The sequence below is a fragment of the Pedobacter sp. UBA4863 genome (assembly GCF_002399615.1).
GTDB lineage: Bacteria > Bacteroidota > Bacteroidia > Sphingobacteriales > Sphingobacteriaceae > Pedobacter.
On the sequence record NZ_DHDZ01000025.1, the window covers coordinates 839 to 15,537 of the forward strand.

Here is a 14,699-nt window from a genome sequence, read left to right on the forward strand (position 1 = left end):
AAAGGACGTTTGTAAAAGATACTGCCATTGTTTTTGTTCTTTCCAGTTTCAACTAATTTGGTATAAAGCGGATGTTCAAACCCTAATTCCTGTCTTTCTTGAAAAATGTATTTGATTTCGTCTTTGTAGTTTTCACGAATAGCATATTGTGCAATCGCTTCACGCACTCTAACCTTATCTGTTTCCAACAATGCAAAAAGCCAACCTATTGTTTTGGCATCAGTATATCTTTCAAATAATTCAGCAATAGTTTTGTTTTTTTTCTTTTCAGAATATTGCAAATTTAATACTTCATCATTGTCATTTGTTTCTTTTTCCTTTACATCATCAGCACCTTTTCTGCTACTTTTAAAACCTCTGCGTTGTGCAATGTGATATAAGGCTCTACCTAATTTGAAACGATTAATTTCTTGATTAAAATCTAATTTTGTTTCTGCAAGCTCTTTTCTTAATTGATATGGACTACTGTAGTCAGGTTTTCCGTCATTATTAAAATCCAACTTGATCCAAGCATCAAATGCAGTATTCCAAATAGGGTAAATTCGACCTCCATTATTATTTTTATGAGCTTCTTCTTTATTGTAGTGTCGCCATTTGTTTAAATCTTCAATCGTCAAAGGGCAATAGCCTTCTTGAATTAAGTTTTCAAGAGTAGCCCATAGCCTATATTTTCGGGCTTGGTATAATCTGCGGGCCGAACGTTTTTTTGTACGCTCTGCAGCGTAAGAATATTCACCTGTCTTTCCTAAACCAACACCTTTATTGAAAGTTAATACTCCGAATTTTTCAATTTGATTTTCTGTTAATTCTGGATTACGCAATGCCCATCCAATGGAGTTGGTTCCCAAATCAATTCCAAATATTTTACTCATAAGTTTGTATTTTAAAAGATGAAAATATACATTTGTTATGCAAATCACAATAAGGCTATAAGCCGAAGATTTCTTGGCCTTGCTTCGGTGGGGCTTTTTTTATGGTTTTTATTTGGTTATTTATTCTCATTTTTTTATGATATGTTATGGTTTATAAAAGTTAAATTAAATATATTTTTATTTAGTTTTTACGGTTACCCGTAATACTTTTTTAATTAAAATTTTTCTATTTGCTTTAGAAAGCAAATCACAATAAGGATTATTCCGTTGTGAAAACATTTAAGGCGGGGCAACTCGCCTTTTTTATTGCCAAAAATTTCAAAATAGCAATTAATCCTTGATGTCGATTTCCATCAAACGCACCTAAGTTATTTGCGACGAATTACACAAAAATAGAAGGATATGTGCCCAAAAATATATATTTGATGCAATGATCTTACTCGAGATATCCTTTGGACAGCAATTGATACAACAACTGCAGCAAACCTCTTGGTTAGAGTGGCTTGGTTTTATAACCACCCTTTCGTGTATTTATTTAGCTGCAAAAGAAAACATCTTCAATTGGCCAATATCTATTTTAAGCATTGTTATTAGCGCTATTCTTTATTTCGAGAGCCATCTTTTTGGCGATTTTGCTTTGCAGTTCTACTTTCTTTTTACAGCATTTTACGGCTGGTGGTTTTGGCTTAAGAAGAAAAAAGCGAAAGAAAAGCCAGTCGTGTCTATTAAATTGAAACATTGGGGCTTAATTGCTATAATTATAGTAGCCCTCACTGCAATAATTGGGTTTTTATTGGATAATTATACACCAACCAACGTGCCTTACGAAGACGGCTTTTGTACAGCCGTAAGTTTGGTGGCGCAAATTATGTTAACAAGAAAGATATTAGAGAATTGGATTTTATGGGTCATCGTAGATATTTGTTACGTGCCCTTATTACTTTACAAAAACCTTGACTTATATGCCTTGCTATATGCCATTTTGGTTGTAATAGCGCTAAAAGGATATTTAGATTGGAGGAAAACTTACCGTGAACAAACGCAAGCACATTAAAAAAATAGCCATTGTTGGCCCAGAAAGTACAGGCAAATCTACCATCGCCGCTGCTATGGCAAAATACTACCAGGTGCCTTGGGTGCCAGAATATGCCCGTTATTATTGCGAGGCCTTAACAGAGCCCTGCACCCTGCAAGACGAAGTAAATATGTTTCATGGACAGGTAGCTTTAGAGCAGTCTGTATTGGCAATGGCCGAAACAGATTTCATTATTTGCGACACTACTTTTTTAACAGTGAAAATTTGGAGCGATGCATTTTTTGGAGAAACTCCACAAATTGTACTTCATGCGCTGCAACAAAACCCTTACGATTTTTATGTGCTCTTAGATATTGATTTGCCTTGGGAAGATGATCCTTTAAGGGATTTTCCCAACCAACGCGAACACTTTATGGAGGTTTGGCACAAAGAATTAAAAACACTTGGCGCTAACTACAAAGTAGTTTCTGGCATAGGAGAAGATCGATTGAAGAATGCGGTAGAGGTAGTTGATGAGTTCTGGTTAAGTACAGTTTAATTAAAAACAATCAAAGCTTTATTGTGGATATAAAAATAAGGCTACCCTAAGCCTTTTTGACATAGATAGGATAGCGGGTGCAACAAATAAAAAAGGCAACTAATTAAAATTAATTGCCTTTTTCCACGGGTTTAAAAACCTTCCTTAAATAAATAAGCTTAAAATATAATAGGATATTGCCGCTAAAGCAGCAGATACAGGGATGGTTAATACCCAAGCCCATATTAGCTTAACGGTAATGCCCCATTTTACAGCCGAAGTGCCCTTCGTTAATCCAGAACCTATAATAGAGCCGGTAATGGTATGTGTGGTACTTACAGGTACTCTAAAATGTTCGGTAAAATATAAAGTTAATGCGCCAGCAGTTTCTGCGGTTACTCCTTCAAACGGTGTAACCTTAGTGATTTTGGAGCCCATTGTTTTTACAATTTTCCAGCCACCACTAAGTGTTCCAATGCCAATGGCACCATAACAGGCCAAAGGAATCCAAGGTGGCATGTGTGCAGGTACTTCATTTCCCATGGCATCTGTAGTAGCAAACGAAACTTGTAGCCACTCTGGCATGCTTTCTACCGTAATACCGCCTTGGTTAATATATACTATAATTGCCGCGGCAATTATACCCATTACCTTTTGCGAATCGTTACCACCGTGACCTAAGCTAAATGCCGCAGATGACAATAATTGCATCTTTTTTAACCATTGGGTAGATTGGTGGTGTGTTAGGAAACTGAACACCAAACAGAACGAACTTATGGTAAGAATAATGAACGCAATGAGAAACCACTTGATATTATGCGATTCGAAAGCTACGCTCCAAAAGTGCGATTCGAAACGAGGTTTGTGTATTTTATCGTAAGGCACCATTTGATAGTAAACAAATACTACCGTGGCAATCATTAAACAAATGGTGAATATTTTTGGGCCTATACTTTTTTTGGCCGAGTGTAAAAGCCAAATAGATATTGCATAAGATACCACTGCCCCTATAAGTGGCGCTAGCACAATAAATGCAATAATAATCATTACCCCCGAAGGTAATTCGCCTGCTTTCCCTTCCTTAAACCAGTTTACCACATCTAACCCAGCGTGGGCAACGGCTGCCCCTGCAAAGCCACCAATTAAGGTGTGAGATGAGCTAGAAGGAATGCCAAACCACCAGGTAATCAAATTCCAGATAATGGCGGCAATTACGCCGGCTAAAATCACCGTTAGGTTAATAGACATGGTGTCGGCGGTTTTTGCAACGGTATCGGCAACGCCAAACCCAAATACCCAATAGGCTAAAAAGTTAAAGAAGGCAGCCCATACTACCGCTTGAAAAGGCGAAAGTACTTTGGTGGCTACGATGGTTGCAATTGCATTAGCCGCATCATGAAAACCGTTAATGTAATCGAAAACGAGTGCTAAAACAATAATTAAAATAAGTATGGTCATAATTATTTTATGCGTTTTTTACCAAGATAGACTCTAGCACGTTGGCCGCATCTTCACATTTATCAGTAGCAATTTCTAAGGTTTGTAAAACCTCTTTTTGCTTAATTAGCTCTATGGCATTGGTCTCAAACTCGAATAAACGGGCAATAGCCAAATTGCAAGTATAATCTGCTTGGTTTTCTGCACTGTTAATTCTTACGCAGGCATCTGCAATAACCCTAATGTTTTTAAAGCTTCTCAACTCTTTAATTGCTTTTTCAAGGTCGGTACACATTTCTACCAGCAGTTCAGCAAGCTTTACCATTGGTTCGCCAATATTGGTAACATTGTAAAGCTCAATATTTCCTGCCGATGCATGGATATAATCTGCAATATCGTCAATGGCACTTGCCAACGAGTGGATATCCTCCCTATCGAAAGGAGTAATAAAGTTTTTGCTTAATTCAATGAAAATAGTGTGGGTAATATCATCGCCAACGTGTTCTAGATGCTCTACCTCTTTAATGAACTGTTTCCTTTTTTCGATGTCGGTAGTGGTTACTACTAACAGCAGTGCTTCTGCGATTTTCCTTACATTGCTTCCCGCTTGCTCAAATAATGGCTGGAATTTTTTGTCTTTAGGGGTAAAGAAGCTAAATATATTGCTCATACTTGTATTTAAATATGATGCAAAAGTAAAACCGCAATGTTAAGTTAATGTTAACTTTAAAGGCAATTTTACTTGGCTGCTAAATCTTAGCAGTTGGCGACTACATAAAACGCCCTAATTGCGCTCAAATGCCAATTGTTGGATGTTTCTTTTTTTACAGTAATTTAACAAATGCTAATTGCCTTTCTGTATGGTAAAGGCAAAAGTGGTTCCAATGTGCGGAGTGCTACGTACCGAAATGGTTTGCTGGTGGGCTTCGATAATGTGCTTCACAATAGCCAAGCCTAAGCCTGTGCCGCCTTCTTGCCTAGACCGATGAGAATCTATCCTGTAAAATCGCTCAAACAAGCGTGTTAGATACTTTTCTTCTATGCCCATTCCATCATCGGTAACTTCAATTAAATATTGGTCGTGCAACTCAAATATCTTAATGGCCGTAGAGCCATTTTCCTTGCCGTATTTTAAAGAGTTTTGAATGAGATTGATCATTACTTGCCTAATTTTCTCTCTGTCGGCATAAACCATTGTTGGGTTGGTGTACTTGTCCTTAAAAATCAACCTTGTTTTATTGTTGGCCGCTTTATCTTCTAATATTTCGAGTACTTCCTTTACAAGTTGAACAAAATCAAAACGGGAGTAATTAATTGGGATTTCCCCCGTTTCCAGCTTAGAGATAGAATCTAGGTCGGTAATGAGGTAACTTAGGCGCTCTAGGTTTTTTTCTGCTTTATTCAGAAACTTCACGGCCATTTCCGGATCGTCTATAATGCAATCTTGTAAGGTTTCTAGATAGCCTTGTATGGCAAATAAAGGTGTTTTAAATTCATGCGAAACATTAGATAGGAACTCTCTTCTAAAAAGCTCTTGTTTTTTCAATACATCGATCTCTCGTTTTTTTGCGCCTGCCCATTCTTCTACCTCTTGCTGCACATCATTTATAGGGTCGGCACTAATATACTCGCCAAGCGCTTCTTTTAAATCTTTACCTAGTTTTAAGTTGTGTATTTGTTTGTAGATGAGTTTTATTTTACTGTAAATGTACTTTTCTAGCAAATAGTAGAAAACCAAAAAGCTTGTTACAAAAGAAATTGCAAACGAAATAACCATGTAATACCAGCTTCCCTGAAAATGATAATTTACCAAGCCTATGGATAGCCCAACGGCCAAAGCCGTAAATAAAACTAATACGCTGAACTTCATATCGCTAAATTACAGCTATTAAGTTAAGATAATGTTAATTACTGGGCTATAATTTTTCGGTTAGGTATTTCCAATATCTTTTAGGTACCTGTTGCGTATGTAGCTTTGTGTTTTTTCGGGCTACAATATTGGTTCTGTTAAAGTAATCTTTCCATAAGTTGGCATATAAGTTTTCTTGTTCGTCTAAGAGGTGCTGGTTGGTTTTTTTTAATAAATTAATCGTGTTGTCTAGTTTAATTTCTGCTACGGTTTGTAGGTTATAGAAAATGCCATAATGCCTTTTAATATCGTAAATAACCCATTGTTGGTTGGCGTAACGATTTTTAAAGTGGTTAATGAGTAACGGTATTACATTAAAATCTGGATCTATGCCGCAATAGAACATGCCATCTGCAGTTTTCTGAAACCTAATAAAGGCTTCCATTCTATGTTTTTCTCGTTCTACTTTTCGGGCCGTTTGTGTAAGGCTTAAAACTGGTGCATTCCCATAGTTTTTTTCGGTGCCGGCCTGATGTTGGAAAATATAGATACAGAAATCAAAGATATCTTGGTAAACTTCTAGTCTTTCTGAAAGGTAACAGCAATAGATTTTTCGTATCCCAGGCCTGCCTAGCCGTTGGGCCAGGCCTTTCCATACCCTATTGGCCTTGGCGCTGTCTGTTAAAACTTCAAAAGACTTGGTAAAAGCATTTGGCTGATAATTGTTTTTGGGAACAATGGCTACTTTACTAGGTGGCTTCCTTTCAAACCATTCAAATACTGCGGTTAGCAAACCTTCTAAACTGTTGTCAAAAATGTATATCATAGCTGGTGTAAATAAATTGCCTTCAATACTTGTACTAAATTTATTTCAGGGTTGATGGGGTGGTTATAGGTTAAAATAATAACAACTGATTAGGAGGTGTTTTTAAGTACTTGCTTTGGCTTTCGGCCAAAATAAAGTCTTTAATTTGATGGCTTTGGTAGTCTTTCAACTGATAAGGGCTATCGGCACAGGAGATAAAATGTTTAGCCCTATTGTAGGCAATGCCAATCTTTTTTAACTGGTGAATGTAAAGCTTGCCAAACTTTCTAGCCTGCACAATTTTTTGAGCAGAGCCAACGCCAATGCCCGGCACTCGCAAAATCATTTGGTAGTCTGCAGTGTTAATGTCAACAGGAAAGTTTTGCATGTTTCGTAGTGCCCAACTCAGTTTAGGGTCAATGTCGGTATCTAAGTGGGGGTTGCCGTCGTTCAGTAATTCACGTACATCGAAACCATAAAATCGCATTAGCCAATCTGTTTGGTAAAGTCGGTTCTCTCTTAGCAGTGGGGGCTGTGTGCCTAAAATGGGCATCCTGCTATCGTTACTAATTGGTATATAACCCGAATAATAAACCCTTTTTAGCGAAAAGTTTTTGTAGAAATTAGCGGCGGTGTACATAATTTCCTTATCCGTTTCTGCTGTAGCACCAACTACCATTTGGGTGCTTTGTCCTGCGGGTACAAATTTAGGTACACTTTTAATCAGCTTTTTTTCTTCTTTAAATTGGATGATCTGATTTTTTACAAAGGCCAAAGGTTTAATCACATCTTGGTGGCTTTTTTCTGGAGCCAAGAGTTTTAATCCTGTTTCGGTTGGCATTTCTAGGTTAATGCTCATCCTGTCTGCATATAGGCCAGCTGCTGTAATCAGTTCGTCGCTTGCACCGGGAATGGTTTTTAGGTGTATATAGCCATTATAGTTTTCTTCTAGCCGTAGCTTTTTCACTACTCGAAGAAGCCTTTCCATAGTGAAATCGGCATTTTTGAAGATGCCAGAGCTTAAAAAAAGCCCCTCAATGTAGTTTCTGCGATAGAAATTCATGGTTAATTCTACCACTTCATCTACTGTAAAAGCAGCACGCTCAATATCGTTGCTTCTGCGTGAAACGCAATATGCACAATCGAAAATGCAATGGTTGGTGAGGAGAATTTTTAATAAAGATACGCAGCGACCATCTTCTGTGTAAGTGTGGCAAATGCCAGATTGATGGCCGTTCCCCAGTCCCCCCTTTGTGTTTTTCCTATCGCTACCGCTCGATGAGCATGAAACATCGTACTTTGCCGCATCGGCAAGTATATTTAACTTTTCTCTTAATCTCTCTGCCATATTAAACTAATTTGCTAACAAAAATAGCAAATTAGCTAATACTTTTAGTTTATTTTTTACCTTCCCATTCCTCGTAAAATTGGTCAAGGTAGTTTAACATAAAATGATGGCGTTGTTGCGCTATTTTTTTACCTGTATCGGTCTTCATTAAATCTTTTAGCAGTAATAGTTTTTCGTAGAAATGGTTAATGGTAGGTGCTGTAGTGTTTTTATATTCCTCTTTGGTCATTTGTAAGTTAGGCTTTATTTCGGGGCTATACAGTACCCTGTTTTTATAGCCGCCATAAGTGAATGCCCTGGCAATGCCAATGGCACCTATAGCGTCTAGTCTATCAGCATCTTGCACTACGTTTAATTCTTTGGAAGCGTAAGATATTTCGCCTAAACTTGCTTTAAAAGAAAGGTTTTTGATAATTAGTTTTACTTCATTAACAATCTCTATATCAACGCCAATACTGCGTAGAAAATCGCCTGCTTTTTGCGGGCCAATTTCTTCATCTCCACCATTAAACTTGCTGTCGGCAATGTCGTGCAACAAAGCCGCAAGTGCAACAATTAAGGCATTGGCCTGCTCTTTTTGGTTAATGTGTTGGGCTGTTTTATAAACACGTTCTATATGGAACCAATCGTGCCCTGCTTCGGCATTGGCCAATGTTGTTTTCACAAAATCTATAGTTTGCTGGATGGTGTTTTGCATGTTTCGAAGTTAATAAACTTTATATAAAAGGCAGTTAGGGGGTAAAGCTTAGCAAGAAAGTATGGGTTAAGGGTAAATATTATATTTTAGATACTGAGGCGGCTATTCTAACTGCTTGTTATAAAATAGTTTAATATTATTCGGTCTATTGAAATCTTCGTGCGGTCTAAGCTTTTAGTATTGTTCTTTAACTGGAGGGCTTGGTATATAGAAGTTTGCAATTATTTAAAACCAAAAATCAAATTTGTATGAAAAATTTTATGATTAAACCATTTGCTTTAAGAGTGCTAATTTGCTTAATGGGTATTTTTTTGCTGGTTTCTTGCAAACGAGAAGTGCTAACGCCAACAGATCATCTGGAGAAAGTTGGTGGGCTAATGAGTGTGAGTGCCTTGTCTTCGGGGGTTGTACAATACAAGGGGGTGTGGTATCAGCCTGGAGATACAATTTACGGCTACAAGAATTATATAAAATTGGTGGTGGGCGATGCAAGCGTTCCATTAATGTTAGGTGCGCCACATGATGGGGTTCTTGTTGGAAGTCCAGAGATACCTGTATCTTCTACTTCATTAAGAGATCTTAGCGTAAAGCCTTTTGCATTTGCTGTGGCTTCCCTGTTTAAGAACGATACCGGTTTGCAGCCTTGGATTATCATTAACGAAATATACCGCAGTAGAGTAGATCCCAATACTTATCCGGCCGATGCAACAACGAGATACGGAACGGCAACGGAAGGAAGAAAAACATACGACAGCTATCATGAATTGCTTTTGTTGGCCCGAACTACTATGGCAACCAATTTGGCCGCCACCAAAGGAGGATTATTTATTGATTTGCATGGCCATGCACATACCTATACGAGTGGTTACCAAGAAGAATATACTGGTATTAGCGATGGTAGTACTGTAAGTAGCGATTTTATTTGCCAATCTGAGATAGGGTACGGATTAAGTGTCGCTGACCTTGGTGTAAGCGATTCGAACTTAAATACTAAAACCAATTATAGTAGTGTTAGGGCTATTGCTTTAGCCTACCCAGGGGTGTCTCTATCTACTATTGTAAGGAGCCGAACTAGTTTGGGTGGATTTCTAGAGTCGGAGGGAGTTGTAGCTGTTCCTGGGAAATTTCATAGAGTAATAGAGCAAAATGCCCAAAAGTTTGGAACTACTTCTGGCAATCCTAATACGCGTCCTTACTTTACGGGAGGCAATTGTATAAGACAATACGGAACTAGATCAGAAGGAACTCCTGTAATTGGGTTTGCAGATAATATTTCTGCTATTCAAATAGAAACGCCAGGAATTACTGTACGCAACAATGCTACTACCCGTGGCATGTCTTCGCATAAATTTAAAAGGGCAATTATCAAATATTTAAACTGGTGGTATCATACAGGTTATGCCAACAGCGCTTATCCATACGATTATTTTGTGGATAGTAGAACTAGTTTGCAAATAGGAGCTCCCTCGCATGCTACCTTGGGGCCTTTTGTGGCTATGGCCAATGGCTTTTTGTCTCCGCATGATGTTTCGGCAGCAAATGATGCGGTTAATTTAGATATTACTTACTTATGGGGTTCAACAACTTCTAGCAATTTATTAGTTTCTTCTGCCACAGATCACTCGTTATGGCCTTCTACTAATACGTTGATAAATACTTGGGGCACTAGAAATGATGGGGTACTTACCAAGTTCAAATCGGCTACGGCCTCAGAAATTGCCAACTATTTTACCAATGTAAAAACAAAAGATCAAATTATTAATCAAATAGCTGCTGCTGAGGGTGCTGCAAGCTCGCGTACTGCATATGTAAATTCGCTGCAAGATGGACCAGGGCCTCGTTTAACTCGGTTACAAGTAGGTGATTTGGTGTTTTTCCGCTCTGTACAAACCAATAGAAATGTATATGCTATTTTAAAGGTTACAGGTATAAGCACAGGAAATTCGGGATCATTAACGGTAGCTATAAAGCGAATAGCTTTTTAGTATATTTTTTAAACAAGGAAACATGAGCAAATCATATCTGATCTGCTCATGTTTAGTGAGGTAGTTTCTAATATTGGATAGATTAACCTATTGTTAGCTGTTGCCGTTGTAGATAACGCATTAGTCCATCCTTAAGCTTCCAATAATTCGGTGGCGTTTATCTCAAGTATATGCGAAATATGGATAAGCCTGTCGAGTGTTATTTTGCTGTAGCCTAATTCAATTTTGCTGTAAGCATTTTGCGAAATGCCAATTTTCTTTGCCAGATATTCTTGAGAAAAATTTTTGTTTTCACGCAGTTTTCTAATTTTAGAAGCTACCCGCTGCATTTCTTCTTTGTAAATGTCTTTCATCCTTTGTTGTAGTTAATGCAGAAACAAAAGCAAATAGTTTGCCAACAATAGTTATTAATTACAGAAAACTAAGTAGTTACAACTTAAATGTTTAAGAAAACTGCGTATTTGTGCAATTAATACAGCTAAAAGAAGGTAAAGTTTATTTTTTGGAGTAACTAATAAATTAAGTGAAATAGCGCCTATGTTCGATGTGTACGTTCGCTTTCTGGTCGCCTACTGCCATCGTAAAGTTCGTAGGCGAGCATTCTGCAATCTAGCTTTCCGTTATAGAATTCTATCTTTTTGTCGGCCTTTAACCCAATTTTTTTTGCCAAATCCGGATTTCCTGTAAAGATGTAGCCATGGTAACCTTTGCAATTGGTTTTCATGAAATCGCCCATGCGTTTATAAGTTAGCTCTAATTTAGTGTGCGTGCCTAACCTTTCGCCATATTCCGGATTGAAAACCACGACACCCTTTCCGCCTTCCGGAATTGGTGTTTCCGCAAAATCGCATACGTCAAACTGTATAATTTGATCTACGCCAGCGGTTTTCGCATTTTTTTTACTCACTTCAACGGCATCTTCAGAAAGGTCTGAAGCGATAATTTGCAAATCAATATTCTTAATTACTTGTTCTTTAAGTATTCTGCGTTCAGCAAAAAAAACTTCTTCTTGGTAGCCTATAATGTGCATAAAACCGTAGTTCATCCGGTATAGGCCCGGCCTACGGTTGGTAGCCAATAAAGCGGCCTCAATAGCCAAGGTTCCAGAACCACACATGGGGTTTACAAATGGGGATTTTTTATCCCATTCAGTTGCCATTATTACACTGGTAGCTAAAGCTTCTAACATGGGTGCCTTGCCCGGAATTTTCCGATAGCCATGCTTGCTCAGTGTTTCGCCGCTGGTGTCAATAAAAATATCAGCATCGTTATCCTTCCAGTATAAATGCACCACTGCTTTGTTCGCGTCAGAACCGCTATTAGGGCGCATGCCTTTTTTGTCCTTAATTCTATCTACAATAGCATCTTTTACTTTTAAATTAGCAAATAATGGTGTTGTAATAAACGGATTATCTACATTAGAAGTTACCGAGAAATAGCCAGAAAAATCGATTAATTCTTCCCATGGCATGGCCGCTAAGGTGTGGTAAAGCTCTTCTGGGTTTTTCGCCTTAAAACTTTTTAAGCTATAGAGCACTTGGCTGGCGCAACGCAGGTTTAAGTTAAGCTTAATACACTCGTTAAGTGTAATATGAAGTTCTACGCCTGTGGCAAAGGCTCTTGTAATGGTGTAGCCCAACTCTTCTACTTCTGCCTGTAAATAGGTAGATAGTCTTTTGTTACAGGTAATAATAACCTTGCTTTTGGTGTGGAAAACTTGTGTCATATGAATTGCGAAGTTATCAATAAAAATATAGAGATTTGGATGGAAGAGAAATATATTAGTACAGACATGGAAATTAAAGGCAAGGTGCACGAAGTTGGTGCAGTACAACAAGTGAGCGAAACGTTTAAAAAACGTGATTTAATAGTAGAGTATGCAGAAAATCCGACTTACCCGGAATACATTAGGTTTGAAGCGTTGCAAGATAAAACAGCTTTGCTTGATAGCTTGAAAGCGGGTGATGAAGTAGAAGTTTCTTTTAACCTGCGTGGTCGTCCGTGGACCAATAAAGATGGGGTAACTTCTTATTTTAACAGTTTGGTGGTGTGGCGCATTACTGCATTGGCCAACACGGCAAGCGCCCCTGCAGCAGCTCCGCAATATGCTGCCCCTGCAGATGTGAGCACTGCTGCTGGCGAAGATGATGATTTGCCATTTTAATAACGTTTTTTAAGGAAACAAATTATAATCTTAGGTCGTTCAGTTCTTCTGAACGACTTTTTTTGTGCCTTTTTACTGTTAAAAATTGTTAAAGCATAGCCGTATTTCTCTTTGTCTTCGCTATTTTTGAAATAGTTGCGATGAAAAAGAGGAGCCTTTGGATAATTACTGCATTAATGACCTTTGCGTTATTGGGCGTGTTTGTAATGCAGATGTATTACATTAGGGAATCGTACAACTTAAAATCGCAGTTGTTTGAGCAAGACATTAACCAAGCATTAAGTGCTGTTGTAAGTAAAATACAAAAGAGAAATGTTATACGTCGTATCAACGAAAAAGATGTAGAATTACAAGAGCGAGAGGTGAGTGATATACGGGCCAAAACAGATAGCATTGTAGCTTTTAAAGAAAGATATAAGGAAAACCAAGCCCGTAGGCGACAAAAACTACAACAGCAGGTACTACAATATTTGAACGAGCAGGATAGCATTATTCAAAACAACTATCTAAAACCACAAATTATTAGCGAAGAGGATTATGCTATTTTAGCTAATCCGAAGCCCAACAGCAATAATACATTAACCTATAAAATAGATGAGCTAAGAACTTCGGAAGGGGTGGTGCTAAGCCGACAGCTTTCTTCTAACTATACCCGCAAAAGACCTGTTATTAGGCTCGATAAATTGCCCGATTCTATTATTTATCTCGCCTTTAACCCGCTAGATTTGAGACCCCAGTTTATCACCTTGCCTACTATAGATCCAGATTTGAAAACTAAATTTGAATTGGAGGACGCAAAGGCGGCACATCGATATAAATTGGAGCTAGAACGCTTATATGCCGATACGGTTAAGCTATTGGGCAGCAACGGGCGTAATGTGATGTTGTTGCAAGATGTTGCCAAAGAAATGGCCAATAAAGACATACCCCTAGAAAAGAGGATGCCAAGCCAAGAAGATTTAGATACCCTAATTAAAAAGGAATTGCTGGGCAAGAATATTGACCTGAACTATAATTATTGGGTAACACCTTCTAATAATAAGGGTAGGGTAATTTATCAGAATGTTTCGTGGCCCGGTAGTGGCGCTTTGCCCAAAAACACTTTTCAGAAAGTTATTTTTGGTAACGATTTAATGATTACGGATCCGGGAATGCTATATGTAAGCTTTCCTAACAAGAATTCGCTAATCTTTAACAATATGTTTGTCACCTTGGCCTCTTCGGTGGGCTTGCTATTGGTACTGCTTTCCATTTTTGCCTATACTATTTATGCCATTATCCGTCAGAAAAAGCTATCGGAGATGAAAACAGATTTCATTAACAACATGACGCATGAGTTTAAAACTCCCGTGGCTACCATTATGATTGCTAGCGAGGCATTGAAAGACCCTGACTTAACCCCCGACAAAGCACGAGTAAACCGTTTGGCAGGCATTATTTACGACGAAAATGTGCGTTTGGGCAACCACATAGAACGGGTGCTAAATGTGGCTAAGCTAGATAAAAAGGAAATGAAATTAGAGCGAAGACCTGTTGCCATAAACGAACTGATTACGGCGGTAGTAGATAGTATGAGCTTGCAGTTACAGAAAAAAGATGCCGAGATTACCTTGCAACTCCATGCAATACCAGATGTGGTTATTGGCGATGAGCTGCATCTTTCGAATATGATATACAATTTGATTGACAATGCGAATAAATATAGTCTTGCCAAGCCAAAAATTACCATAAAAACAGCAAAACAGCCAGAAGCCGTTTATATTGAAGTAAGCGACCAAGGCATTGGCATGACTAAAGAACAAACCAAAAGAATATTTGATCAATTTTATAGGGTGCCAACCGGCAATTTGCACGATGTAAAAGGTTTTGGCTTGGGTTTAAGCTATGTGAACGATATTGTAGGGAAAATGAACGGTACAATTAAAGTGGTTAGCGAGAAAGATAGAGGCACTACATTTATGATCCATTTACCATTAAACTAAGTAATGA

At 38.1% G+C, this 14,699-nt stretch carries 14 protein-coding genes; 5 read left to right on the forward strand and 9 right to left on the reverse strand.

Annotated elements, in window-relative coordinates:
• A partial coding sequence (gene cas9 / locus B3I52_RS04055; RefSeq protein ID WP_293299074.1) for a type II CRISPR RNA-guided endonuclease Cas9 occupies positions 1 to 872 on the reverse strand: 872 nt, incomplete at its 3' end.
• A gap of 430 nt (positions 873 to 1,302) precedes the next feature.
• On the opposite strand from cas9, the gene pnuC reads away from it, so the two are divergent.
• Entirely contained in the window at positions 1,303 to 1,926 is a 624-nt protein-coding gene (gene pnuC / locus B3I52_RS04060) for a nicotinamide riboside transporter PnuC (protein WP_293299077.1), read from the forward strand.
• Positions 1,904 to 2,446: an ATP-binding protein gene (locus B3I52_RS04065; RefSeq protein WP_293299079.1), complete on the forward strand. Its 543-nt coding sequence runs from the start codon at positions 1,904 to 1,906 to the stop codon at positions 2,444 to 2,446. Before pnuC ends, B3I52_RS04065 begins: the two co-directional genes overlap by 23 nt.
• A gap of 144 nt (positions 2,447 to 2,590) precedes the next feature.
• Here the strand turns inward: B3I52_RS04065 and B3I52_RS04070 are convergent, their stop codons facing one another.
• The 6 genes from B3I52_RS04070 to B3I52_RS04095 form a co-directional block, all read right to left on the reverse strand.
• Positions 2,591 to 3,883, reverse strand: a complete 1,293-nt coding sequence (locus B3I52_RS04070) for an inorganic phosphate transporter (protein ID WP_293299082.1) — start codon at positions 3,881 to 3,883, stop codon at positions 2,591 to 2,593.
• Positions 3,884 to 3,890: 7 nt separating this feature from the next.
• A complete protein-coding gene (locus B3I52_RS04075; protein ID WP_293299085.1) occupies positions 3,891 to 4,532 on the reverse strand; it encodes a DUF47 domain-containing protein in 642 nt (213 codons plus the stop codon).
• A gap of 174 nt (positions 4,533 to 4,706) precedes the next feature.
• Positions 4,707 to 5,732, reverse strand: coding sequence for a sensor histidine kinase (locus tag B3I52_RS04080; protein WP_293299088.1), 1,026 nt, complete (start codon positions 5,730 to 5,732; stop codon positions 4,707 to 4,709).
• A gap of 46 nt (positions 5,733 to 5,778) precedes the next feature.
• On the reverse strand, positions 5,779 to 6,537 hold the full coding sequence (locus tag B3I52_RS04085) for a TIGR03915 family putative DNA repair protein (RefSeq protein ID WP_293299091.1): 759 nt from the start codon (positions 6,535 to 6,537) through the stop codon (positions 5,779 to 5,781).
• 70 nt (positions 6,538 to 6,607) lie between these two features.
• A complete protein-coding gene (locus B3I52_RS04090; protein ID WP_293299094.1) occupies positions 6,608 to 7,864 on the reverse strand; it encodes a putative DNA modification/repair radical SAM protein in 1,257 nt (418 codons plus the stop codon).
• A gap of 49 nt (positions 7,865 to 7,913) precedes the next feature.
• Entirely contained in the window at positions 7,914 to 8,561 is a 648-nt protein-coding gene (locus B3I52_RS04095) for an HD domain-containing protein (protein WP_293299097.1), read from the reverse strand.
• Positions 8,562 to 8,809: 248 nt separating this feature from the next.
• Between B3I52_RS04095 and B3I52_RS04100 the strand changes: the two genes are divergently transcribed.
• Positions 8,810 to 10,546 (forward strand): hypothetical protein, encoded by a 1,737-nt coding sequence (locus B3I52_RS04100; protein WP_293299100.1) that lies wholly within the window; start codon positions 8,810 to 8,812, stop codon positions 10,544 to 10,546.
• A 131-nt stretch (positions 10,547 to 10,677) separates the two neighbouring features.
• Here B3I52_RS04100 and B3I52_RS04105 read toward each other — a convergent pair whose 3' ends face one another.
• Both B3I52_RS04105 and B3I52_RS04110 read right to left on the reverse strand, forming a co-directional pair.
• Positions 10,678 to 10,899 (reverse strand): helix-turn-helix domain-containing protein, encoded by a 222-nt coding sequence (locus tag B3I52_RS04105; RefSeq protein WP_293299103.1) that lies wholly within the window; start codon positions 10,897 to 10,899, stop codon positions 10,678 to 10,680.
• Between the two features lie 182 nt (positions 10,900 to 11,081).
• A complete protein-coding gene (locus B3I52_RS04110; RefSeq protein ID WP_293299106.1) occupies positions 11,082 to 12,272 on the reverse strand; it encodes a THUMP domain-containing class I SAM-dependent RNA methyltransferase in 1,191 nt (396 codons plus the stop codon).
• Between the two features lie 66 nt (positions 12,273 to 12,338).
• Between B3I52_RS04110 and B3I52_RS04115 the strand changes: the two genes are divergently transcribed.
• Positions 12,339 to 12,710: a DUF3127 domain-containing protein gene (locus B3I52_RS04115; protein WP_293299194.1), complete on the forward strand. Its 372-nt coding sequence runs from the start codon at positions 12,339 to 12,341 to the stop codon at positions 12,708 to 12,710.
• Positions 12,711 to 12,850: 140 nt separating this feature from the next.
• The gene (locus B3I52_RS04120; protein ID WP_293299109.1) at positions 12,851 to 14,692 is read left to right on the forward strand and encodes a sensor histidine kinase; all 1,842 of its coding nucleotides are present in this window, start codon (positions 12,851 to 12,853) and stop codon (positions 14,690 to 14,692) included.
• Positions 14,693 to 14,699 lie beyond the last annotated feature (7 nt).

Excerpts from the sequence above, each read along its gene's own strand:
- pnuC (WP_293299077.1), top strand. The coding sequence starts at position 1,303 with ATGATCTTACTCGAGATATCCTTTGGACAGCAATTGATACAACAACTG.
- B3I52_RS04070 (WP_293299082.1), bottom strand. The coding sequence starts at position 3,883 with ATGACCATACTTATTTTAATTATTGTTTTAGCACTCGTTTTCGATTAC.
- B3I52_RS04075 (WP_293299085.1), bottom strand. The coding sequence starts at position 4,532 with ATGAGCAATATATTTAGCTTCTTTACCCCTAAAGACAAAAAATTCCAG.
- B3I52_RS04080 (WP_293299088.1), bottom strand. The coding sequence starts at position 5,732 with ATGAAGTTCAGCGTATTAGTTTTATTTACGGCTTTGGCCGTTGGGCTA.
- B3I52_RS04085 (WP_293299091.1), bottom strand. The coding sequence starts at position 6,537 with ATGATATACATTTTTGACAACAGTTTAGAAGGTTTGCTAACCGCAGTA.
- B3I52_RS04090 (WP_293299094.1), bottom strand. The coding sequence starts at position 7,864 with ATGGCAGAGAGATTAAGAGAAAAGTTAAATATACTTGCCGATGCGGCA.
- B3I52_RS04095 (WP_293299097.1), bottom strand. The coding sequence starts at position 8,561 with ATGCAAAACACCATCCAGCAAACTATAGATTTTGTGAAAACAACATTG.
- B3I52_RS04100 (WP_293299100.1), top strand. The coding sequence starts at position 8,810 with ATGAAAAATTTTATGATTAAACCATTTGCTTTAAGAGTGCTAATTTGC.
- B3I52_RS04105 (WP_293299103.1), bottom strand. The coding sequence starts at position 10,899 with ATGAAAGACATTTACAAAGAAGAAATGCAGCGGGTAGCTTCTAAAATT.
- B3I52_RS04110 (WP_293299106.1), bottom strand. The coding sequence starts at position 12,272 with ATGACACAAGTTTTCCACACCAAAAGCAAGGTTATTATTACCTGTAAC.
- B3I52_RS04115 (WP_293299194.1), top strand. The coding sequence starts at position 12,339 with ATGGAAATTAAAGGCAAGGTGCACGAAGTTGGTGCAGTACAACAAGTG.
- B3I52_RS04120 (WP_293299109.1), top strand. The coding sequence starts at position 12,851 with ATGAAAAAGAGGAGCCTTTGGATAATTACTGCATTAATGACCTTTGCG.